The following is a 23,264-nucleotide window of genomic DNA, read 5'->3' on the forward strand; positions in this document are numbered from 1 at the left end:
GGCAATCGAAGGCCGCGACCAGGTGCTGCCCCGCGTGACAGCGGTGGCGCGACCGGCGCGGGTGCCACTATCCGCTGCGCAGTCGCGGATGTGGTTCATCAACCGATTCGACCCGACGTCGGCGTCCTACAACATTCCACTTGTGTTGCGCCTCAAGGGAACTCTCGACCTCGAGGCTCTGGCCGCAGCAGTCGGCGACGTCGTGGAACGTCACGAGGTGCTGCGCACGATCTACCCGGATGACGGTGACGGCCCAGTGCAGCACATCGTCGACGCCGCACAGGCGCGCGACGAGGTGGATTGGGGCATCGCATTCCAACGTGATGAGCTTATTATTTCTGCCACAGCGGGATTCGACGTCGCGCGTGAACTCCCGATCCGGGGTCGGGTACTGCGGGTTGCCGACGGTGAGCACGAACTGGCGCTCACGGTTCATCACATCGCGTTCGACGGGGGATCGGTTCCGGTACTCGTCGGCGATCTTCTCGCCGCCTACCTTCACCGCACCAGCCCGGCAGTGCCCGCGCAGGCTCCGCTGTCCGTGCAGTACGCCGACTATGCGCTCTGGCAGCAGGCGGCCCTCGGCAGCGTGCACGATCCGTCGAGCCCGATCGGTAGCCAAATGGACTACTGGCGAACGCAACTCGCGGCACTCCCGATCGTCACCGACCTGCCGAGGGATCGGCAGCGGCCCTCGGTGCGCGACAGCGACGCAGGTGTGGTCAGACTGACCGTCGACGACGCGTTGGCGGCTCGTATCGAGGCCTTCGCCCGAGACCACGAGATCACCGGCTTCATGGTCTTGCACGCGGCGCTGGCGATCATGGTGTCGCGCGAGGCCGCCACCGACGACGTCGTCATCGGAACCCCGATCACGGGGCGCACGGACTCTGCCCTCGCCGATCTCGTCGGGATGTTCGTCAACACATTGGTGCTGCGCACCGAGGTCGATCCGGGGCGGACCGTCGAGGACTTCCTCGCGTCGGTGCGCACCACCGATCTCGATGCCTTCGCGCACGCCGACGTGAACTTCGAAGATCTCATCGACGAGTTGTCGCCCGCGCGTTCCACCGCATTCGAGCCGCTCGTGCAGATCGCCTTCACCCATGTGTCGGGCGACGTCGATCCGCGGGCCGAGATGGAGGCGGCCGGACTGGTCGCCGAACCGCTGGACATCGCTGCGCCGACAGCCAAGTTCGACCTCACGGTCGGCGTGGCAGACCGACGCGCAGACTCTCCCATGACGGCCGAATTCATCTATGCCAGCGCATTATTCGACGAATCGACGGTGCGCGGTTTCGCCGATCGCTGGTTGACGGTGCTGGAAGCGATGGTGGCGAATCCCCGGGTCGCCGTCGGCGACATCGACCTCGCGGTCGACGACGACACGGTGGTGTCACTCGGGGTGCGGAGTCGGAACTCGTTGGGCACCAATGGTGTTGCGGCCGATGGCGGTGTCTCGATGCCGCGAGTACTCGTCGACATCCTCGACGATCGCGTGATCGACCCAGGCCGTCCGGCACTGGTCTGTGGTGACCAGCAGTTGACCTACGACGAATTCGAGAAGGCGGTCAATCGTGTGGCCCGCCGACTGATCGCCGCGGGTGTCGGACCCGGCGACGTGATCGCCGTCGGCATGAACCGGTCGATCAACTCGGTTGTCGCCGTATTCGGTGTGTTCCGAGCAGGGGCCGCGTACGTGCCCATCGCGCCGTCGTATCCCGAGGACCGCATCGCCTTCATGCTGGCCGATTGCGGTGCAACCCTTGGGATCAGCGATCGCGACACCATCCCCGGCTTCGGAGAATCGCCGTGCACATGGATGGACATCGACACCCTGATCGCACCCGGGGTCGCAGACGGCCCCGTCACGAACGACGAGCGCCGTGCACCGAAGAGACTCGACGACCTCGCATATCTCATCTACACCTCCGGATCGACCGGTCGCCCCAAGGCGGTCGGCGTCGCTGAGCGCGGCATCGCCAATCTCGTCGACGCACTCGCGGAGATCTCCGGGACCTCGGCAACCGCATCCGATGTCCGGGTGCTGCATGTCGCATCGCCCAGCTTCGACGCGTCGGTACTCGAAATGCTCTGGGGCATAGGCCTCGGCCACACCCTGGTGATCGCCGGCGCCGACGAGTACGCCTCGGACGCGCTCGGCCGCGTCCTCGAGCGCGGCGGTGTCACCGACGCGATCATCACGCCGACGGTGCTCGCCACCGTCGACCCGCGTTTCGGTGCGAGCCTGCGAAATCTCGCATCGGCGGGAGAAGCGTGCCCACCCGAACTCATGGACAGGTGGGCGTCGGCTCATCCCGATCTGCGGACGCTCAACCTCTACGGGCCGTCGGAGACGACGGTGTGGGCAACCGCGGCCGTGATCGAGCGCGGGCAGTCGGTGACCATCGGACGCCCGATTCGCGGGTTCGCCGCGTATGTTCTCGATTCGCGACTGCACCAAGTGCCGCAGGGCGTGACGGGGGCGCTGTATCTCAGCGCCGACGACTCTCTCGCGCGTGGCTACCTCGGACGCCCCGGACTGACCGCGAAGGCGTTCGTCGCGAATCCGTTCAGCTCGACACCGGGCGCGCGCCTGTACGCGACGGGCGATCTCGTCAGGGTCACCGCCACAGGCGAATTGGAGTACGCCGGCCGCATCGACACACAGGTCAAGTTGCGCGGGCTGAGGATCGAACTCGGCGAGATCGAGGCGGCACTCACCTCCCACCCCGACGTCGACGCCGCGGTGGTGATCGGTGTCGGAGGCGCTGTCGCGAGCGCGCTGGCAGGGTACGTGGTGGCATCATCCGACGTCGATGTCGCGGCCATCCGCGATCACATCGCCACGCGGCTTCCCTCGCACATGGTTCCCGCGAGTCTGACTGTGCTCGATGCACTGCCCCATACGCCCGGAGGCAAGATCGACGCTGCCGCGCTGCCTGCACCTGCCGAAGAAGCGCAGCAACACAGCAGCGTCGCACCGGCGACCGACGCGGAGGAGCGTGTCGCCGCCGTCTACGCCGAGGTGCTCGGTAGCGAGACCATCGGCGTCACGGAGAGCTACTTCGACCTCGGCGGCAACTCGTTGTCGGCCACTCGCGTTGCTGCGCGGATCTCCGAACTCTTCGACGCCGACATCACCGTGCGCGACGTCTTCGAGCAGCCAACCGTGCGCGGTCTCGCCGCGCTTGCGGCGCAGCGTGAGCCGGGCCTTGCCCCGGTCGTGCCGGTCGTGCCCCGTCCGGCCCGCATTCCGCTGTCGTTCGCGCAGGCCAGGATGTGGGTCATCAACCAGTTCGATCCCGCGTTGAGCACCTACAACGTCCCGGTGCTGCTTCGGCTCAGCGGCGACGTCGACGTGGCTGCGCTGCGGGCAGCCGTCGTCGACGTGGTCGAGCGTCACGAGGTGCTGCGGACGGTGTTCCCGGCGGTGGACGGCGTTCCGGTGCAGATCATCGGCGGTGTCGACACCGTGTCGGACCGCCTCGATTGGGGCGTCGTCGACTCCGCCGCACAGCTCGAGGCCGCGGTGACCGACGGCTTCGACGTCAGTGTCGAGGAACCGCTGCGGTGCCGCGTCTGGCAGTCCGCGCAGGACGAGTATGTGTTCGGGCTGGTGGCCCACCACATCGCCGCCGACGGCGAATCGATGGGCCCATTGGTCAGCGACATGATGGCGGCGTACGCGGCACGCGCGACCGGCTCGGCACCGCACTTCGCGCCGCTGCCGGTGCAGTTCGCCGATGTGGCCATCTGGCAGCACGAGGTGCTCGGGCGGCCGGACGACCCGGCGTCGGTGGTCGCGCGTCAACTGTCCTACTGGGAGGACGCGCTGGCAGGAGTACCGGATGTGGTGGAACTGCCGACCGACCGTCCGCGACCCCTCGTCGCCTCCGAGCGGGGTGCGCAGGTCGGGTTTGCGATACCGGCCGCCATCGCAGGCCGGGTGTCGGCGGTGGCACGCGAGCACGGTGTGACACCGTTCATGGTCGTGCACGCGACACTCGCTGCGCTCCTGTCCCGATTGGCCGCCACGACCGATGTCACGGTGGGAACCCCGATTGCCGGTCGCGGACAACGTGATCTCGACGCATTGGTCGGCATGTTCGTCAACACCCTCGTACTCCGCAGCGACGTGGACCCCGGCGCATCGTTCGCCGATCTACTCGAGTCTGTGCGGACCACCGACCTCGACGCGTTCGCCCACGCCGATGTTCCGTTCGAAGCGGTGATCGATCGTCTCGACCCCGTGCGTTCGGAAGCGTTCGCGCCCCTCACCCAGGTGCTGCTCACGTTCCATCAGTCGGTGCTGCCGGAGTTCACGGCAGATGTGAACGCCACACATGTTGCCGAAGTGCAGATCTCGCCCATCGCGCCGCAGCACACCCCGGCCAAGGTCGACCTCACCTTCGGTATCGCCGACGCTCCCGACGGTCAGCCGTGGACGGCGCAGATCGTCTATGCCACAGACCTTTTCGATGGCTCGACGGTTGACACGATCGCCGACCGGTTCGTCCGGATGCTCGACGGCTGCACCGCCGATCCGAGCCTGCCGATCGGCGACGTCGTGCTGCTGTCGGATCACGAGAAGGCGACGCTCGCCGCACTTCCGGCGCCGATAACGAACACGCCGCGCGCAGACCTGAGCCTCGTCGACCTGTTCGCCGAATCTGTACGCGCACACCACGACCGGCCAGCAGTCAGCGCGGCCGGACAGTCGCTCGACTACGGCGAACTCGACCGCCGGTCGACGGCAGTGGCCGCGGCACTGGTCGAGCGCGGTGTCGTCGCGGGAGATCTCGTCGGTGTCGCAACGGCACGCACCGTCGACCTCGCCGTCGCCATTCTGGGTGTCCTCAAGGCGGGTGCGGGCTATCTCCCGTTGGATACGACGAACCCGGTGCAACGCCTGACCTACATCGTCGCCGACGCCGCCATCGACCTGATCATCACCGACGCCGCGACCGTCGATCACGAGCTGTTCGGGCAGTTGCCCGACGCCGTCGCGGCCGTCGACGTCGACGACCTGGTGGGCGAGGGGACAGGTCTGCCCACGCCGACGCCGGTCATCAAACCTGATTCCGGCGCGTACGTCATCTACACCTCCGGATCCACCGGCAAGCCCAAGGGTGTGCAGATCACTCACCGCGACGTGCTCACCCTGATCGACACCACCGCGACCGACTTCGAGTTCGTCCCGACCGACGTCTGGACCATGTTCCACTCTTATGCGTTCGACTTCTCGGTGTGGGAACTGTGGGGCCCGTTCGCGTCGGGTGCGCGTCTGGTCATCGTCGACCGCGACGTCGCACGCGACCCGGACGCATTCGTCGAACTCCTCGGCCGCGAAGGGGTGACGGTGCTGAGCCAGACGCCGTCCGCCTTCTACCAACTCATCGACGCTCGACGGCGCGTCGGACCTGATCTCGCCCTGCGCTACATCGTGTTCGGCGGCGAGGCGCTCGCATTCGATCAGGTCGACCGCTGGTTCACCGAAAACCCCTCGGACACAGCTCAACTGGTCAACATGTACGGCATCACGGAGACCACGGTGCATGTCAGCATCCGGCCCATGGACCGAGCATCGGTCCTCGACGGCGACAGCTCGCTGATCGGTAGGCCGTTGAGCTCGTTGGGCATTCACATCCTCGACTCGCGACTGCATCCGGTCCCGCCGGGCGTCGTCGGCGAAATCTATGTCACGGGTGGCCAATTGGCGCGGGGTTACCGGGGGCGGTCGGAGCTCACCGCCACGCGGTTCGTCGCCGACCCCTTCGATCCGGGCGGCGAACGGATGTACCGCACCGGCGACCTCGCTCGCCGCATCGGCGACGACATCGAGTATCTCGGTCGCGGTGATGCGCAGGTGCAGCTGCGTGGCTTCCGCATCGAGTACGGCGAGGTCGAGGCCGCATTGGCCGCTGCTCCCGGCATCAACGCGGCCGCGGCAACGGTCGTCGACATCCCCGGACGTGGCGATCAACTCGTCGGCTATGTGGTCGCAGACCGGATCGACTCGATAGACGTGGACGAGGTCCGCGACTCGGTTGCGCGCGCGGTGCCGACGTACATGATTCCCGGAATCATCATGCCGATCGATCGTCTGCCGCTGACCGCGAACGGCAAACTGGATCGACAAGCACTGCCGCAGCCCACGATCGACAGCGTCGGCGGCGACGACGTCGTGCCGGCGACACCCGCGGAGGAGACTCTGGCCGGCCTCGTCGCCGGTGTGCTCGGGGTCGAAAAGGTCGGCATGACCGACTCCTTCTTCGCGCTCGGCGGTGACTCGATCCTCGCCATCACGCTCTCGTCGGCCGCACGTGCAGCAGGCCTTCCGATCTCCCCGCGCGACATCTTCGAGCACAAGTCGGTGCGCGCACTTGCCGTGGCAGCAGCAGCCGATGCACACCGACTCCCGATGCTCGCCGAGTTGCCGGACGGGCCGACGGGTGCCGTCCCGGTCTCGCCGGTTGCTGCGTGGATGATCGAATTGTCCGACGAGCCAGACGATTTCGCCGACTTCTCGCAGTCGATGACACTCATCGCGCCCGAAGGTCTCGACACCGAGAGGCTGCGGGGACTGCTCACGACGGTTGTCTCGGCACACCCGATGCTGTCGTCGACACTGCGGTGCGTCGACGGCGAGTGGGTGGCCACAGGAGGATTCGACGCCACACCGAGCGTCGTCGGCGAGCGGGTCGATGCAGCCGGCGGCAGCCCGGAATTCGCTGCCGCGGTGCGGGCGGCACATGCTCGCGCACTGCGTGAGCTGTCACCGGCCGACGGGGTCCTGGTGTCCGCCGCACACGTCGTGGGAGCCGACGGTGCGCGGGTGGTGCTCGCGATCCATCACCTCGGCGTGGACGCGGTCTCGTGGCCGATCCTCATCGAGGATCTGATCACGGCGTGGGCGGCGTCGGAAAGCGGTGGCGATGCGACGTTGCGTCCCGAGGTCACCTCGGCACGGGCGTGGCACTCCGCGCTGGCCGAACGCACACCCGATCACGTGGGCGAGGTCGACTACTGGCTGGCGCGCGTCGACCGCGAGCCCACCGATCTCGGCGTCACCGTCGACCGCGACCGAGATCGATTCGCCACGCTCTCCACGGTGACCGTCGCCGTCGGCGCCGTGGACACGGAGGCGCTACTCACCAGCGTCCCCGAACAGTTCGGTGGGCATGTCAACGACGCTCTGCTCGGTGCGTTGGCGCGCGCGATCACGTCGTGGCAGCGTGCTCGCGGAATCGTCGACGATGCTCCGGTATCGATCCTGGTCGAAGGTCACGGACGCTACGAGGACGTGCTCGCCCACGGCTCGTCACCGAGCACCGCTGACCTCTCCCGCACCGTCGGATGGTTCACGTCGATCGCCCCGATCGTCGTCGACCCGGGCGATGACGTCGTGCACGCCGTGAAGACTGCCAAGGAGGAACGCCTCGGTCAGCCCGGGCACGGTCTGGGATTCGGCCTGCTGCGCAACAACCTCTCGCGCAACGGTGACGCACGGTTGGCGCAGACCGCGTTGCCCGGTATCGCGTTCAACTACCTCGGAGCCGGCGTCCGCGGCAGCGACGACGCGGCGGTGTTGCCGTTCACCGCCGATCCCGCGGCACCCGCACTGCCCGCGTCGGTGTCGGGTCGCATGGTTGCGATGAACACGCTCTCCGTCAACGTCGGCACCGCGACGACCGACAGCGGCCGCGAACTGTCGGCCGACCTGCTGTTCCCGAGTGGCGCATTTTCTCGGTCGGACATCGAAGACCTCGGTGATCGATGGGCGGCCGAACTCGCCGCGGTCACCGCCGCGGCGCGACAGCCGGGCGGGCCGGGACTATCGCCCTCGGACGTGCCCGGTACCGGCGTGACCCAGGACGACCTCGACGAGCTCGCGCACCGTTTCGGCTCGGCCGACGTCTGGCCGATGACGCCGCTCCAAAGGGGCCTGCACGTCCAATCAGAGCTCGCGGGCGACGACGCGGTGGATGTCTACGTGGTGCAGGGAATCCTCCACCTCGGCGGGGACATCGACGTCGAGCGGCTTCGTCGTGCGACAGAAGCACTCTTCGATCATCACAGGGCGCTGCGTTCGGCGTTCGTGCGTTGCGGAAGCGGCGCCGTGGTCACGGTGATCCCGGAGTCGGTCTCCGTGCCGTGGAAGGTCGTCGAGGTACCGGCGTCGTCGGCCGGTGATGACATGTCGGCTGATGACAAGTCGGCAGTGGAGCGCTACGCCGATGTGGAGCGACGTCGTGGATTCGATCTCGAGTCCGCCCCGCTGATGCGCTTCACGCTCGTCCGCCACGGCGACGACGCGCACCTGATCGTCACCAATCACCACATTCTGATCGACGGATGGTCGGGTCCGCTCGTCCTCGCCGACCTGCTCGCGCTGTACGCGACCGGGTCGACCTACACCGGGACACAACCCGGTGGTGGCGACTTCGGCGATCATGCGCGCCGCATCGCGCTCGCCGATCCCGACGCCGCTCGGGCAGCGTGGCGAGGCGTGCTCGCACCGGTCGACGCTCCGACCCTCGTGGCTCCCGGCGTGTCCGGTGCTCGCGAGATGCTTCCGCGCGATCACTCCGCACTGCTCGACGAGCAGATCGTCGACGGAATCGAGCGGCTCGCCAGGGCACAGGGCGCAACCGTGGCCACGGTGCTGCAACTGGCCTGGGCTGTGTTGTTGTCTCGACTGACCGGGAACCGGGTCGTCGCATTCGGTGAGACCACCTCGGGCCGCCCCGCAGATCTCGAAGGCGTGGCGTCGATGGTCGGCCTGTTCATCAACACCGTGCCCGCTGTCGTCGACGTCGACCCGGACGCACCCGTCGCGGACGTGCTCGCCCGTCTGCAGCAGGCGAAGGTGACCGTGCTCGACCACCAGCACATCGGACTGACAGAACTGATGGCGCTGGCCGACGTCCCGCTGCTGTTCGACACCCTCACGGTGCACGAGTCCTACCCGGTGGACGGCGACTCGCTGGCGACCGCCAACCCCGCACAGACCGGGGGACTGCAGATCCTCGATTTCGATGGCACCGACGCGACCCACTACCCGCTCAACATGGCGACGGCTCCGTTGCCGGGCGGCCGGATCTCGCTCACGCTCAAGTATCTGCCTGCGGCGTTCGACGATCACCAGGTAGAGGTATTCAGCACCGCGCTGGTCGAGATCCTGCGCCAGATGGCCGCAGACCCGACACGCCTCACCGCCGACATCACCCTCGTCACCGAACAACAGAGGGCACTGTTCACGCCGGTCGACGGTGGTGAAGGGGAACGACCGCGGCTGCTCGCCGACCTCTTCGCCGAAGCCGCGGCGGCATACGGACCGCGCACTGCGGTCAGCGACGCGGCCGGTTCGACGCTGACCTACGCCGAACTCGACGCCGAGTCCACTCGCCTCGCGCGGTGGCTGATCGCACGTGGGATCGGGACCGAGTCGCTCGTCGGTCTGGCGATCGGACGCTCCACGGAATTGCTCACCGCGATCTGGGCAGTCGCCAAGACCGGCGCGGGGTATGTGCCGATCGATCCCGACTATCCGGCGGAACGAGTCGCGACGATGGTCGAGGATTCCGGCGCCGTACTGGGCCTGACCCGCTCGCGCTCGCTGCCGACGCGGCCGGGACTCGACTGGGTCGACCTCGACGACCCGGCCGTCTCGCGCGCAATCTCGTCACAGGACACCACGTCGCTCGCCGCGAACGAGCTACTGAAGCCGGTGCGACCGGACAACACGGCCTACGTGATCTACACCTCGGGATCGACCGGAAGGCCCAAGGGTGTGAGCGTCACGCACTCCGGCCTGGCCAACTACGCCGCAGCGGAATCGTCCCGCTTCCCGCAGGTCGAGAAGCCGGTTGTGCTGGGCTTCGCGTCGCCGAGCTTCGACGCCTCGGTGCTGGAGTACCTCCTCGCCGCAGCATTCGGCGGCGAGATCGCATACCGCCCGGCGGACGCGGTCGGTGGCGAGGCACTGGAGCGGTTCATGCGAGAACGTGCGGTGACGCATACGTTCCTGACCCCGACCGTGCTGTCGACCATGGATCCGGCTGCACTGCCGGATCTGGCAGGGGTTGCGGTGGGCGGCGAAGCCGTCCCGCCGTCGATCGTCGACGGTTGGTCGGGCCACCTCAGCCTGCACAACATCTATGGTCCGACCGAGACGACGATCAGTGTGACGTTCGCGCGGCCGACGTGGCCGGGTGCCAGAGTGCTTCTCGGCGGTCCCATCAACGGCACAGGTTTCGAAGTCCTCGACGCCCGCCTGCATCCCGTACCCGAGGGAGTCTCCGGAGAGCTCTACATCACCGGACTACCGCTCTCTCGCGGATATCTCGATCGGCCGGGACTGACGTCGGAGCGGTTTGTCGCGCACCCGAACGGCACCGCGGGCGAACGCATGTACCGCACAGGCGACGTCGTCCGTTGGCAGCGCGACGAGACCGGTGAACTCTCACTCGAGTACGCGGGCCGAAGCGACGCTCAGGTCAAGCTTCGCGGTCTACGAATAGAACTGGGTGAGATCGAGGCGGCACTGTCGGCCCATCCGAAGGTCGAATCGGCCGTCGTCGTCGGAGTCGGGGGAGCGGTGGCGACAGCGCTCGCCGGGTACGTCGTGCTCGACGATTCCCCGGGCCCCGATGATTCCCTCAGCGATCCCGAGGAATCCGTGTCGACGACGCTGCGGCACTTTCTCTCGCAACGGTTGCCCGCCCATATGGTGCCGTCGAGCATCACCGTGCTCGATGCGTTTCCGCTCACGGCCGTCGGCAAACTCGACAAGCGCGCGCTTCCCGAACCGCAGCGCCCGAGCGGGGTTCGTGTTGACCCGGTCGGGCCGATCGAGGAATCGGTGGCCGAGGTGTTCGGCGAGATCCTCGGCGTCGAGAACGTCGGCGCGACCGACAGCTTCTTCGACCTCGGCGGCGATTCGTTGTCGGCGACCCGTGCTCTCGGTCTCTTGCGGCGCGTGCACGGCGATCATCTCGAACTCGGCTGGTTGTTCAACGATCCGACGCCGCGCGGGATCGCGGCCCGAATCGAAGGCGCCACCGCGCCGGCAGGTGAGGTTCTCATCGAACTCGCGCGCGGCTCACAGCCTCCGCTGTTCTGTGTGCACCCGGCGGGCGGACTCGCGTGGTTCTATGGCGGGTTCGTGCCCTACCTGGCCGATCGGCCGGTGTACGGCCTGCAGGACCCGCACGCCGTGTCCGGAGAACCGTTTGCCTCGTCTGTCGAAGAGCTGGCGCAGCGGTACCTCGCCGAGATCCGACGCGTGCAGCCGGAAGGGCCGTACAACCTGCTCGGTTGGTCGCTCGGTGGATACGTCGCCTACGCGATGGCCACGGCGCTGCGGGAAGCAGGCGAGCAGGTTGCCTTCCTCGGCGTGATGGACTCGGCGCCGGTGTCCGTCGATCAGGTGAACGGGTCTGAATCGGCCGAGCGGGTGCGTCCCGGCGGCGAGTTCGTCGGCGATTTGCTGGGGGGCTGGCGCGACCTATTCGATCTCGGGGAAGATATTGAGGCGAGCTCTGCCGATGAGGTCGCAGCGATCGTGCGGGACAGGATCGCATCGCTGGGACTGCTGCGTGATGAGCAGGTGCAGTGGGTGATGGACAGTTTCGCGGGTGGTGAGCAGTTGGTGGAGCAATTCCGCCCCGACCGGTTCGACGGCTCGCTGCTGGTGTTCACGGCGACACGCGACAAGGAAGACCCATCCGCTGTCGCGCGGTCGTGGGAACCACACGTCGACGGAGACGTTGTCAACGTAGACGTCGACGCCGACCACCTCGGCATGGCGAATGCGGACGCACTCGCTGTCATCGGGCCGGTCCTGGCTCTGCGACTGGCGGGCAACGCGCACGAGCAACACACAACGAACATCGAAGACGATGGTGAGGAAAGGAAGCGACAATGACGAATCCCTTTGACGACGAGAACGGACGATTCTTCGTCCTGGTCAACCACGAGAACCAGCACTCCCTGTGGCCGACATTCGCCGACATCCCCGACGGATGGACCAAGGTGTTCGGAGAGGACAGCCGGGCCGCGTGCCTCGAGTACGTCGAGCAGAACTGGACCGACCTGCGCCCGAAGAGCCTCATCGAAGCGATGGAGGCCGATTAGTCGGCGCGAAGGGCAGACGCCCCTGTAGAGGCTGCGACACGACGACGTAATCGCCGACCGGTGACACGCATATAACGCTTTCACACCAGTCACATCAGCAACATTGGATACCTGCTGACGCCTCAGTAGCATCGGGTTTTGTAGAAACACGAAATCCGAGTGGAATTCGTCACATAGTACGGTGGTTCGTCTTCCGAACAAGTCGCTTAGGTGCATTCTGTTCGAAAGGATCGACGCCATCGTTGGGAGGCAAGATGGCTGAGGTCGGAGATGTCGACGCGTGGGGTGCTCGAGGTCGAATGATGACGGAATTGCGTAACGACGTGAAGCGGCGCGCTGAGGCGACGCCGTGGATGACGGCTGTTCGCTTGGGGGGCGATTCGGCGACGTACGCCGAGCTTGCGGAGAGCATGTCGTCGTACGAAAAGGTGATGAAGCGAAACGGTATGTCGTCGGAGGCCGCGATCTACGCGGCACTGCTTCACTCACTCCCGTCGATTGCCACGGTCAGCGATCCCGTCAAGCAGGGGGCGATGATCGATCAGGTTCTCGCCTGGCTCGGTCGCAATCTGCCGTTCTCCGGTGGTTCGCTCCGGGCCGTGGGCTGACGCTCCCGCCCTGCGGCACCAACTCACAAGCCTGCGACCAACTCCACCGGCCGCGGCACCAACTCACAAACCTGCGATCACCAGCACCAGCAGCATGATCGGAATGCCGATCACCGCGGCGATCGTGCCGAGGACTATTCCGGTGACAGCGCGGCCACTGCCTCGATAGCGGGTCGGGTGTCGGTGTATTTGGCGAACGCCCGCAGCACCGAGCACCATCGACAAGAGCCCGACGACCCCGCCGATGCCCAACACCGAAATAAGTGGGAACGCGGCCAATGCGGTCACCAACGACGCTGTGGTCAGCGGCGATGTCCGCGGTCGCGCTGGCACCTGACTGGCGAGAGGTACCGGACGGACCGTCGGTATCACCGTCGGCGTGAGGATCACGCGTTCAGCGTGGGCGAGGTCCCAGTAGTCGCCTACCTCCGGTAGTGGGGTATCGCGTGATGTGTCTCGTGTCCGCACGCGGAGGCCTTCGATGGGCACAGGATTGCGTCGTGATCGCGGCGCGTTGTCGCCACGGCCAGATGACGCGGCGTCCGGCACCGAGTACGCCTCCGAGGCATCCGGCGTCGATGAAGCATCCGGTATGGAGGGCAGCGACATCGACTCCAGCACGTTCGACTGCGGCCAGCGCTCGTAACGGTCGGTTGCTGCCGGTTCGATCGGCGCTGTGTGGTGTTCGGTTCGCATCGGCCCTCCTCGTAGTGAGTCTACCGATGCACACCGCGCCGCCCCGGAATGAAGAGTCCGGAACGGCGCGGAGTGTGTGGATCTGTACTGAGGCGTCCGGCGAATCAGCCGCCGTGCTGGCCCATCATCGAGGTGAGCTGGGTGACGGCGTTGCCGGACAGCTTCCACTCGCCATCGACTTTCACGTACGAGAGCGTGATGTTCGCGGGGTTGGACGTGTGCGGGCTCTTGACCTCCACGCTGGCATCCGCAGCGTTGTCGCCGGTCTTCTTGACCTCGGTCACGGTGTACACATCGGGTCCGTAGCCCGCTGCCGACGCGCCCTTGGCGTACGCCTGGATCGCGGTCTTGGTGACCGGGTTGCTGGTGTCGACGACCTTCTCGAGCTCGTCGGACGAGGTATTGGGGTCGACGGCCTTGCGGAGGATGTCCTGGGCGTCGGAATTGGTCAGGCCGGCGATCGCCGCGGCGGCCTGGCTCGTCGCCTCGGTGACCTTACTGGTGGCGCTTGCGACGGTATCGCTGGCGCTGTCCGAACCTGAACAGCCCGCTACAGCGACAAGTGCGGCGCCCGCGATCATGGCTGCCGCGAGAGACTTCCGAAGCTTCATTGCTACTCCTGACGACGAATTGTAAGGCCACACTAACCGATCGCTTTACGTCGACGAGGGGCGGCACTACACGTGGGAATTAACCGGACCGTGGTCCGGTTATGGCGAGTGAAAGGTTTCGTATCCGTCATTCCAGGAGGCATGACATGCAGTTCGGACTGTTTTCCGTCAGCGACATCACGGCCGACCCTACGACGGGAGTCGAGCCGACAGAACACGAGCGCATCAAGGCGTCGGTGGCTATCGCGAAGAAGGCCGAGGACATCGGTCTCGACGTGTACGCCCTCGGCGAGCACCACAATCCACCGTTCTTCTCGTCGTCGCCGACGACGACGCTCGCCTACATCGCAGCTCAGACGAGCAAGCTGCAGCTCTCCACCGCGACGACACTCATCACCACCAACGACCCGGTCAAGATCGCCGAGGACTTTGCGATGCTGCAACACCTCGCCGACGGCCGCGTCGACCTGATGCTCGGTCGTGGCAACACCGGCCCGGTGTACCCGTGGTTCGGCAAGGACATCCGGCAGGGGATCCCGCTGGCCATCGAGAACTATCACCTGCTGCACCGGTTGTGGACCGAGGACGTCGTCGACTGGGAGGGCAAGTTCCGCACCCCGCTGCAGTCGTTCACGTCGACGCCGCGTCCGCTCGACGACGTCGCGCCCTTCGTCTGGCACGGCTCGATCCGCAGTCCGGAGATCGCCGAGCAGGCCGCCTATTACGGTGACGGCTTCTTCGCCAACCACATCTTCTGGCCCGCCGAGCACTCGAAGCGACTGATCGACTTCTATCGGGAGCGCTACGAGCACTACGGACACGGAAAGGCGAGCCAGGCGATCGTCGGGCTCGGTGGTCAGTTCTTCATCAGGAAGAACTCCCAGGACGCCGTCAACGAGTTCCGTCCCTACTTCGACAACGCGCCCGTGTACGGGCACGGACCGTCGTTGGAGGACTTCAGTCGCGAGACGCCGCTCACGGTCGGCAGCCCGCAGGAGTTCATCGACCGCACGCTCTCGTTCCGCGACACCTTCGGCGACTACCAGCGCCAGCTGTTCCTCGTCGACCACGCAGGACTGCCGCTCAAGACGGTCCTCGAGCAGCTCGACGAGCTCGGCGAGGTGCTCCCCGAACTCCGCAAGGGATTCGCAGAAGGCCGCCCGGCAGATGTTCCCGACGCGCCGACGCACGCCTCGCTCGTCGCGGCACGCGACGCAGAGGAGCTTGCAGAGCAGGAAACACAGGTGAACGCATGAAGCCACTGACACTCGTCGCGGTCAACGCCGGGCTCAGCGAACCGTCGTCGACGAGGATGCTCGTCGACCGGCTCACCGGCGACGCCGTGTCGCTCGTGCGGTCGCAGGGCGGAGACGTCGACGTGCAGATCATCGACCTGCGCGACCTCGCCGTCGACATCGGGCGTTCGCTGGCAACCGGTTTCGCGACCGGTGCTGCCGGCGACGCCATCCGGTCCGTCCAGGACGCCGACGCGCTGATCGTCGCGACCCCGGTGTTCAACGCGTCGTACTCGGGTTTGTTCAAGTCGTTCTTCGACCTCGTCGACGTCGACGCGATGGAGGGCAAGCCGGTCCTCATCGCGGCGACCGGGGGCAGTCCCCGGCACTCGATGGTCCTCGACCACGCGCTGCGTCCGTTGTTCGGCTACCTGCGCACCGTGGTTGTGCCGACCGGCGTCTACGCGGCGTCGGAGGACTGGGCGTCGACCTCCGGCGACACGGCAACGCTGTCCGACCGAATCCGCCGGGCCGCAACACAATTGGTGGCGCTCATGCCCACCGGAACTGTTCGGCAGGCCGCCGCGTCGCAGACGTCGGACGCTGATCGCGGCGAGCAGCGGGTACACGCGGGCGAGGAGGCGGGGATCGCCAACTTCGCTCGTCTGCTCGCAGGCGACTGAGTGATAGAGGCTGACCGAAGCGGATTGACCGCCTATGCGCGCCCGGGAGTGTTCTCCCGGGCGCGCAGTCGTGTGCCCGGAAGGGTCGGCGCCGGCAGGTGCTGCACCTCGCCGGTGTAGCCCTGCACCTGGCCGAAGCGTTCACTGTGCGCCATCCACTCCTCGCGCGCGAGGACGATCTCCTCGTGGCTGCGCCCGACGAAGTTCCACCACATGATGATGTCGTCGTCGAACGGTGCACCCCCGAGCACGATGACCCGCGCGTCGTCGTCGCCGCGGTTGGCGAGGACGATGGCCTCGGCGCCGACTCCGACGTAGCCGAGTTCGGTCCGCTCGAGCGGTCCGGTCGTCGAATCGACGATCTCCACGCGACCGGAGTCGACGAGGAATCCGTGTTCGAATCCGGGGTCGACGTCGAGCGTGACGTCTGCTCCCGGCGGGATACGCAGTTCAGCGCCCAGCAGTGGCGTGAACGTCTCGACGGGCGACGTGCTGCCGAGCAGGGTGCCGAGAAAGACGAGTGCCGTCACGTCGCCGACGGTGATCGCCGGTGGTGCGTAGTGGGCGAAGTCGCGTGCGGTGTTCGCGGACTCGCCGGGGAGTGCGACCCACAACTGCACGCCGTGAAGGACCGTGGTGTCGGGTGTGGAGACCTCGGTATGGGCGATGCCGTGTCCGGAGGTCATCAGGTTCAGTTCGCCCGGCCGGACCATCGCGTGATTGCCCATCGTGTCCCGGTGCTCGATCTCACCGGTGAAAAGCCAACTGACCGTTTGCAATCCGATGTGCGGATGCGGTGGGACGTCCATGCCGCCGGTGGTCGAGACGTCGTCGGGGCCGTAGTGATCGGCGAAGCACCACGCTCCGATCAGCGACCGTTCCCGTTGCGGCAGGGTGCGATGCACCGTCATGGCACGCGGCCCGCCGAGCGGTACGTCGCGCGCGGTGAGCACTTCGACGCGCAGCGATCCGTCATGATCGGGATCGGCGTTCTCGGCTTCGGTCTGGCAGTCGATCTCGGCCGGGTGTGCTTCGAGGTTGCTCATGGCTCGTGTGCCTTTCGGCTGGCGCCTTTCGGCTTGTGGACCGTTTGGCTGTGGGGCTGATGACGCCAGTCTAGGAACAGCCGGGTCGACGACGCGTGCCCGGTGCGATCGGCGAGCCGAATCTCAGAGATCGGTGGCGTCGTCGAATGTCATGGCCAGGTGTGCCACCGACATCGTCATGGCGGCGTGCCGGGCCAACTTCAGGTCACGTAGTTCTTCTGCGATCGGGTGACCGCCGAGCGTCAGGGTGGCGCCGCCGATCCGTGCGCGGACACCGCTGAGTGATCCCAGCCGCCACGGTATGGAGCGCAGCGCTCCGTCGAGGCACGAGTAGGCGGTGAGTTCCGCATCCCCTGAGCCCGCGGGGACCGGCAGGCCAGGTGCGGTCTCGAGTGCCGCGATGAGGCTTCCGTCGTGCGAGACGCTGCCGCGCTTGCGTGAGCTGTCATGGTCGACGTCGAAGTCGGCGAGAAACTTGGGGAAGCCCCAAATCCCGCGCCCTGCCTGACGGGTGAACTCGCCGTCGACGGGAAGCCGATGAATCAATGCGTGCGCATCGCCGCGCAACACCGAGCCGAGCGCATTGATGGGCGATGGACGTTGCGCCGGATTCTCGACGAGCAAACACACACCGAACTCGTTGTATGGGCCGAGATCTCCGTCGACGTAGTCGACGAATACCAGCATCACCATTCCGCGGCCGGGGCGCATCCGCAGTGGACGAAGGGGCGATGCGCCCGACGCTGCTATGGCTCGCGCCATCGCGTCGGCGTCGGCGGTGAATCCCGCGACGATACACCGCGCATCTCTGACCTGGACGGGCATCGTGAGCGTGGTACCTGCGACGGTGTGGGTCGACGGGGAGGGCATGAGGCCCCTTTCTGACAGCGACGGACAAACGAGAACGTGTTCTAGTTTGGCATACCGTCTGCTGAGCGATGGCTCCTCGGCCTGAATGTGTGTCTTATCGAAAGATGTGGCTGCTGCAGCACCCACATCTTTCGATAAGACACACATATAGGCGCAGCAATCCAGCGCCGATTGTTGCGAATGCAACAAAGGCCCCATTTAGGGGACTACCGACATGTCAGACCCAATCCTTACTATTTGCTGTGAGTTGGGGATCGCTGTCGTAAAGACATGATGTGTAAGGACGTACTGGTGACCGTAGTTTCTCAGACCGGGGGGCCTCTCGCGGCGCCATCGCCTGTGCCCGGCGTCGTAGTTGATCGCGTCGCGACGTCGACCGCGTCCGCTCGCACCGAGATCGCCCGCATGGACGACTACCGCCACGGCCACGACGTCGCCGCCATGCGCCGGCCCGTGCTGTCGCGCCGCGAGGTCGAGGTGTTGTTGACCTGGCTGCGTGCCGAGTCGAAGGAAGACGCAGCGGCGACGCTGTTCATTTCGGCCTCGACCGTGAGCACCCACCTCGCGCGTATCCGCGCGAAGTACACGGCCGCCGGCCGTCCCGCCCCGACGAAGACCCATTTGCTGGCTCGCGCGCTCCAGGACGGTTACACCAGCCTCGACCTCTGGTGAGTTCTACGCCCCGATGTCTCGGGCGATCGACGGCCAGGTCTGATGCAGGTCGTCCTGCCAGTAGCCCCACGAGTGGGTTCCGCCTGAGCGCAGATTGACCTTGGCAGGAATGCCGAGCTGAGCGAGGCGCGTGGCCATCTGACGTGTGCACTGATCGATGCCGAACTCGATCGCTCCGCCGAGCAGAGCCTGGTTCGCCAGCACCAGCCCGTCGCCGTCGATCGACGGGTCGGACAATTGTTCGTGCTTGCCGGGAAGTCCGGTGCCCGCGGTCATGTAGACCTTGGTGCCGCGTAGCTTCGCCGCGTTGAGATAGGGATCGTTCGCGCGCCAACCGGGTCCATTCAGCGGCCCCCACATGTTGACCATGTTGCCGCCGCCGCGGTTCTCGACGACGAAGCGGATGTACTGCTGACCGACGGGGTCGCTGGTGCGAGCACAGCCGCTGAACGCGGCAATCGAGCGGTACATCCCCGGGGCCGCCAGCGCGAGGTTGAACACCGTGGTGCCGGCCATCGAGATGCCCGCTGCGGCAACCTTTCCGGTGGTCGGGAAGCGCTTGTCGATCAGGGGTGGCAGTTCTTTGGTGAGGAACGTCTGCCACTTGTTGCGTCCGAGGACCGGGTCGTCGCGCTGCCAATCGGTGTAGTACGAGAATGCACCGCCGATCGGGGTCACGACGTAGACGTTCTTGTCGGCGAAGAACTTCTTGTAGTCGGTGCGGGCGTCCCACGTGGCTGAATCCTCGCCACCGCCTGCGCCGTTGAGCAGGTACAGCGTCGGCGCGGGACGCGTGCGGTTCTTCGGCGTCAACACCGTGATCGGGACGATGCGATCCATCGACGCCGAATGCACCATCAGCGTCACCTGCTGGGGTGAATCGTCGGTGGAACTGACGATGCTCGACGTCGGCGCCGCCTGCGCGGGTGCCGTCGCCCCGAGGAACGCGGCCAGCGTGAGCCCAAGGGTCAGCCAGATCAGGTGTTGTCGACGCATCATTGCTCCTGCGATCACTCGTGACGTCTGCGAGGCCGCGTTTTCTCAAACGTCGACCCGCAGGCGTGTGCCGCGCTACAGCGCGACCTGCGTCAGGATATCGGTCGTCGGTTGAGCCGATCCACCCTGTGGCTCGATCGTCACCGCGAGCACCGTCGAGGAGTCGAGGGAATCGATCACCTGCGGGGCGCTGGAGCCGGTACCCGCGACCAGGCCCGCTGAGACCGGGGTGGCCGCTTTGCCGATCAGCCACAACTGGAATGTCTGGTCCGCGGGGATGGGGTTGCGCTGGTCGCGCACTACGGCGACAGCGCGGTTCGCCGACTTCGAACTCACCACGGTGATGGTGCCTCGATCATCGGCGAGCGACGAGACGGTCGATCGCGCATCAGGTGCGGCGAGTATGTCGGAGACCTGTTGGGCGGTGGTTGTCGTCGTCTGCTCCGGTGCGGTGGATCGTCCGATCAGTACACCAGCACCGAGCGCGACGGCCACCGCGACCGCTGCAGCGCCGACCGCGACTGCGACACGCCCGCGCCTGCTGCGCGCGCGGTCGATCGGAACAACGGTCGCGGGGTCACCGTCGGAGACGCCTGGGTGGTCGGTGTCGGTGTCGCTTGGCTGTGAGGCGTCGGTGTCGCTCGGCCCTTCGGCGTCGGCGCTGAACACGTGGTCGAGAACCGTCGTGCGCATCTCTGGGGGTGCGGCGAGTGCGAATCCACTCGCGAGGTCGGTGATGGCCGACTGGATGTCGGTGATGCGTGCGAGGTAGATCCGGAGTTCGACGGCGCTGAGGTCGTCGAGTTCGCGGCGCACGCGTTCGGTCTCGGCGGGCGTCAGCGCGTCGATCGCATACAGCTCGATGTGGTCGTCGAGCCACTCGGTGTCAGCCATCGGACTCACCGTGCAGACACTTCTTGAGCCGGCGGAGGCCGTCGCGGATGCGGGATTTGATCGTCGGGAGCGGAGTGGACATGACCGCCGCGACCTCGGGATACGTCATGCCGTTGAAGTACGACATCTCGATGCTCGCGCGCTGGAGTTCCGTCAGCCGATCGAGGCACGTGTGCAGGGTGCGGGTCTCCTCGCGGTCGACGACCACTTCAAGTGGAATCGGGTGCGGGGTACTCGCGTTGCCTGCGCCGTACTCGGCGGCCTTGCGCTGCTGGAGTTCCTCGGTGCGGACGCGATCGACGGCGCGCCGATGCGCGATCGTCATCATCCATGTGATCACCGAGCCCCGCGACGGCTGATACTGGTCGGCCTTCTGCCAATACTGCAGATAGGACTCCTGAACGACCTCCTCGGCGTAGTGCACGTCGCGGATCACCCGGAGCGCGAGGCCATAGATGCGTGCGCTGGTGAGGTCGTAGAGGTGACCGAATGCCGCGCGGTCGCCGCCTGCGGATGCGGTCAGCAGATCACGCAGGGTTCCGGCTTCCGACGTCGAGCCTCCGGGGCGATCGTCGTCTCCCGTCGCTGCGTGGCCGGATGTCACTCCACCACCGTAGCCACGCCTGACGTCAGGTGTCGCGATTACGCCCATACGGTGTCGTGTCGTGTCGGGATCGGCACGACCATCGGGCCGTCGGCTCATCTGCTTGCCGCACGCCGGTAGAGCATCAGCGACAGCGGCATGCACACCGCGAGGATCACGAGGCTCGCACCGATCGAGTAGCCGAGCGCGTGGTCGGCGACCCACCCGGACGGTGGCACGAAGTTCGACGGCGCGCCGTTGCCGAGGTGCTCGCGACTCGTCGTGGCGACAGCCGTCACCGGATTCCACTCGGCGATCGTTCGTAGCGGCCCCGGCAGGCTGGCCGCCGAGATGAATGCCGACGACAGGAACGTCACCGGGAACATCCACAGGAACCCGATGCTCTGCGCCACTTCGACATTGGGCGCTATCAGGCCGGTGACCGCGCCCACCCATGCCATCGCGAGCGCGAACAGGATGATCACCCCGAATGCGATTGCCGCGTCGGCGAGTGAGCCGTGGACCCGCCACCCGATGACCAGTCCGCTGATCACCATGACCGCGAGTCCGACGAGGCCGAGCAGCATGTCGGAGCCCACCCGGCCGGCGATGACGGCCAATCGCGACATGGGCAGCGAGCGCAGCCGGTCGATGATCCCGTCCGACATGTCGTTGGCAAGTCCCACGGTGGTGAACGCTGCGTTGAAAACGACTGTCTGCGTGAAGATCCCGGCCATCAGGTACTCGCGGTAGGAGTGTCCTCCGAACGTCGCACCGAAGACGTAGGCGAAGAGGAACACGAACATCAGCGGCTGAATGGTCGCGCTGACGAGCAGGGTGGGGATGCGTCGCACCGTGAGCAGGTTGCGCTCGACGATGACTGCTGTGTCAGTGAACATCGGCGGGCTCCCTTGTCTCGAGGTTCGTCGCCGTGTCACCATCGGCGTTGATGGTGTGGTCGGTCAGTTGAAGGAAGACGTCGTCGAGTGTTGGTCCGGCAACGGAGACGCTGCGCACCGGCGTGCCTCCGGCGTCGAGTGCACGGATGGCGTCCGGTATGTCGGCAGCACCGTCGGCGACGGGCACCGTCCACGTCCCTGTTTCGGATCGATGTGGGTTTCCGACGCCGATTGCCGCCAATGTTCTTGCGACGACGGCGGATTCGGAAGCTGTCGGCTCGCCGTCGAACTCGACGGTGAGGATTTCCGGGGTGATGGAGTTCTTGAGCTCGTCTGCGCTGCCCTGCGCGCGGATTCGTCCGTGGTCGATGACGGTGATCTCGTCGGCGAGTGTGTCGGCTTCCTCAAGGTACTGGGTGGTGAGCAACACGGTGGTTCCCGCATCCACCTGCGCGGCGATCAGGTCCCAGATCTGACGTCGGCCCCGTGGGTCGAGTCCCGTGGTCGGCTCGTCGAGGATGACGAGGCGCGGGTGGTTGATGAGCGCTCCAGCGAGGTCGAGTCGTCGCCGCATGCCGCCCGAGTAGGTGCGCATCGGTCGGTCGGCGGCATCGTCGAGCCCGAGTTCGGCGATCATGTCGCGCGCAAGGACAGACGCGTCGCGTCGATGATGGCCGTAGAGCTGCGCCACCATGCGTAGGTTCTCGAAGCCGGTGAGGGTGCCGTCCACAGCGGCGTATTGCCCTGAGACGCCGATGATTTCGCGCGCCCGGTCGGGCTCGCGGAGTGCATCGATCCCCGAGACGGTGACCGTGCCGGCATCGGGGCGCAGCAGAGTGGCCACCATGCGAACGGTGGTCGTTTTGCCCGCCCCGTTGGGGCCCAGGAGAGCGTGGACGGTGCCCGCCGGAATCGTGAGGTCGAGATCCTCGACGGCGACGACAGCGCGGCCTCGGCGCAGCAGGCCGGAGGTGAATACCTTTCGTACGCCACGGATTTCGAGTGCGTTCTGTATTGCCCCGGTGTCGGACGACCCGGTATCTGTCATGTCGCGATCGGGCGTATCCGTGGTGGGTTCAGTCATCCTGTGTCGTCCCGTGGTCGGCACGCTTACTCCCTTCCATTGCTTCGATCAGGCTCTTCGGGCGCAGGTCGGTCCAGTTCTCTTCGACGTAGCGCAGGCAGTCGTCGTGGCCGGACGGCCCGTGCACGCTGCGCCATCCGGTCGGGACAGGCGCGAACTGGGGCCACAGCGAGTGTTGGTTCTCGTGGTTGACCAGCACCAGGAACACGCCGTTGACGTCGTCGAACGGATTGGTCATGAGTGATT

General features: G+C 66.4%; 16 protein-coding genes. 6 read left to right on the forward strand and 10 right to left on the reverse strand.

What is annotated here, in order from left to right:
* The first annotated feature begins 34 nt into the window (after window positions 1-34).
* The 3 genes from ACRVY7_RS14135 (at window position 35) to ACRVY7_RS14145 (ending at window position 12,749) form a co-directional block, all read left to right on the forward strand.
* On the forward strand, window positions 35-11,932 hold the full coding sequence (locus ACRVY7_RS14135) for an amino acid adenylation domain-containing protein (protein ID WP_431817530.1): 11,898 nt from the start codon (window positions 35-37) through the stop codon (window positions 11,930-11,932).
* A complete protein-coding gene (locus tag ACRVY7_RS14140; protein WP_049698840.1) occupies window positions 11,929-12,141 on the forward strand; it encodes an MbtH family protein in 213 nt (70 codons plus the stop codon). The genes ACRVY7_RS14135 and ACRVY7_RS14140 overlap by 4 nt, the downstream gene beginning before the upstream one ends.
* A 254-nt stretch (window positions 12,142-12,395) precedes the next feature.
* Window positions 12,396-12,749: a hypothetical protein gene (locus ACRVY7_RS14145; RefSeq protein ID WP_231894366.1), complete on the forward strand. Its 354-nt coding sequence runs from the start codon at window positions 12,396-12,398 to the stop codon at window positions 12,747-12,749.
* Window positions 12,750-12,812: 63 nt separating this feature from the next.
* Here ACRVY7_RS14145 and ACRVY7_RS14150 read toward each other — a convergent pair whose 3' ends face one another.
* Window positions 12,813-13,445, reverse strand: a complete 633-nt coding sequence (locus ACRVY7_RS14150; protein WP_431817531.1) for a DUF4190 domain-containing protein — start codon at window positions 13,443-13,445, stop codon at window positions 12,813-12,815.
* A gap of 104 nt (window positions 13,446-13,549) precedes the next feature.
* Entirely contained in the window at window positions 13,550-14,056 is a 507-nt protein-coding gene (locus ACRVY7_RS14155) for an MTB12 C-terminal domain-containing protein (RefSeq protein ID WP_064870737.1), read from the reverse strand.
* A 146-nt stretch (window positions 14,057-14,202) separates the two neighbouring features.
* Here ACRVY7_RS14155 and ACRVY7_RS14160 point away from each other — a divergent pair, with 146 nt between their 5' ends.
* Window positions 14,203-15,312, forward strand: a complete 1,110-nt coding sequence (locus ACRVY7_RS14160; RefSeq protein WP_064870736.1) for an LLM class flavin-dependent oxidoreductase — start codon at window positions 14,203-14,205, stop codon at window positions 15,310-15,312.
* A complete protein-coding gene (locus ACRVY7_RS14165) occupies window positions 15,309-15,974 on the forward strand; it encodes an FMN reductase (protein WP_431817532.1) in 666 nt (221 codons plus the stop codon). Before ACRVY7_RS14160 ends, ACRVY7_RS14165 begins: the two co-directional genes overlap by 4 nt.
* A gap of 32 nt (window positions 15,975-16,006) precedes the next feature.
* Here the strand turns inward: ACRVY7_RS14165 and ACRVY7_RS14170 are convergent, their stop codons facing one another.
* Window positions 16,007-17,020 (reverse strand): pirin family protein, encoded by a 1,014-nt coding sequence (locus tag ACRVY7_RS14170; RefSeq protein WP_431817533.1) that lies wholly within the window; start codon window positions 17,018-17,020, stop codon window positions 16,007-16,009.
* A gap of 123 nt (window positions 17,021-17,143) precedes the next feature.
* Entirely contained in the window at window positions 17,144-17,890 is a 747-nt protein-coding gene (locus ACRVY7_RS14175) for an acetoacetate decarboxylase family protein (protein ID WP_431817534.1), read from the reverse strand.
* Between the two features lie 291 nt (window positions 17,891-18,181).
* Here ACRVY7_RS14175 and ACRVY7_RS14180 point away from each other — a divergent pair, with 291 nt between their 5' ends.
* Window positions 18,182-18,562 (forward strand): LuxR C-terminal-related transcriptional regulator, encoded by a 381-nt coding sequence (locus ACRVY7_RS14180; protein WP_231894365.1) that lies wholly within the window; start codon window positions 18,182-18,184, stop codon window positions 18,560-18,562.
* Between the two features lie 3 nt (window positions 18,563-18,565).
* Here the strand turns inward: ACRVY7_RS14180 and ACRVY7_RS14185 are convergent, their stop codons facing one another.
* From ACRVY7_RS14185 to ACRVY7_RS14210, 6 genes are all read right to left on the reverse strand, one after another.
* Window positions 18,566-19,558 (reverse strand): alpha/beta hydrolase, encoded by a 993-nt coding sequence (locus ACRVY7_RS14185; RefSeq protein WP_049699044.1) that lies wholly within the window; start codon window positions 19,556-19,558, stop codon window positions 18,566-18,568.
* Window positions 19,559-19,633: 75 nt separating this feature from the next.
* Window positions 19,634-20,452 carry an anti-sigma factor gene (locus tag ACRVY7_RS14190; RefSeq protein WP_431817535.1) on the reverse strand — a complete coding sequence of 273 codons (819 nt, stop codon included), beginning with the start codon at window positions 20,450-20,452 and terminating at the stop codon, window positions 19,634-19,636.
* The gene (gene sigK / locus ACRVY7_RS14195) at window positions 20,445-21,104 is read right to left on the reverse strand and encodes an ECF RNA polymerase sigma factor SigK (RefSeq protein WP_431817536.1); all 660 of its coding nucleotides are present in this window, start codon (window positions 21,102-21,104) and stop codon (window positions 20,445-20,447) included. Before sigK ends, ACRVY7_RS14190 begins: the two co-directional genes overlap by 8 nt.
* A gap of 47 nt (window positions 21,105-21,151) precedes the next feature.
* Window positions 21,152-21,934: an ABC transporter permease gene (locus ACRVY7_RS14200; RefSeq protein ID WP_064870732.1), complete on the reverse strand. Its 783-nt coding sequence runs from the start codon at window positions 21,932-21,934 to the stop codon at window positions 21,152-21,154.
* Window positions 21,924-23,018: an ATP-binding cassette domain-containing protein gene (locus tag ACRVY7_RS14205; protein ID WP_431817537.1), complete on the reverse strand. Its 1,095-nt coding sequence runs from the start codon at window positions 23,016-23,018 to the stop codon at window positions 21,924-21,926. The genes ACRVY7_RS14200 and ACRVY7_RS14205 overlap by 11 nt, the downstream gene beginning before the upstream one ends.
* Entirely contained in the window at window positions 23,011-23,256 is a 246-nt protein-coding gene (locus ACRVY7_RS14210; RefSeq protein ID WP_049698851.1) for an MbtH family protein, read from the reverse strand. The genes ACRVY7_RS14205 and ACRVY7_RS14210 overlap by 8 nt, the downstream gene beginning before the upstream one ends.
* Window positions 23,257-23,264 lie beyond the last annotated feature (8 nt).

This window comes from Gordonia jacobaea (assembly GCF_965344965.1).
GTDB classification, from domain to species: domain Bacteria; phylum Actinomycetota; class Actinomycetes; order Mycobacteriales; family Mycobacteriaceae; genus Gordonia; species Gordonia jacobaea.